This is a genomic window from Bittarella massiliensis (ex Durand et al. 2017), assembly GCF_017566145.1.
GTDB classification, from domain to species: Bacteria; Bacillota; Clostridia; order Oscillospirales; family Ruminococcaceae; genus Bittarella; species Bittarella massiliensis_A.
In genome coordinates, this window is record NZ_JABFCL010000442.1 from 1 (window position 1) to 206 (window position 206).

At 46.6% G+C, this 206-nt stretch carries 1 protein-coding gene; it reads right to left on the reverse strand.

Annotation, left to right across the window (positions count from 1 at the left end):
* A partial coding sequence (locus HJY11_RS14980) for a 2-hydroxyacyl-CoA dehydratase family protein (RefSeq protein ID WP_368041642.1) occupies positions 1–204 on the reverse strand: 204 nt, incomplete at its 3' end.
* Between the last annotated feature and the right edge of the window lie 2 nt (positions 205–206).

A 206-nucleotide genomic window follows, 5' to 3' on the forward strand; every position in this document is an offset into this window, starting at 1 on the left:
CTTGCGGATACGTTCTGTCAGATTTTGTACTTCTGTGAGAATCTCATCTGTATAAAGCTTAAACCAGCTTCCATACAGCACCTGGAACAGCTCATAGCCTGACATCGGAACCGGGTCCTGTTTCATCAGCCCACAGAATTCCTTTAGTGCCTTTCGGATCTGATTATTCTTCCTGACTGCCAGCCTGACACTCTCATCCGAAATGG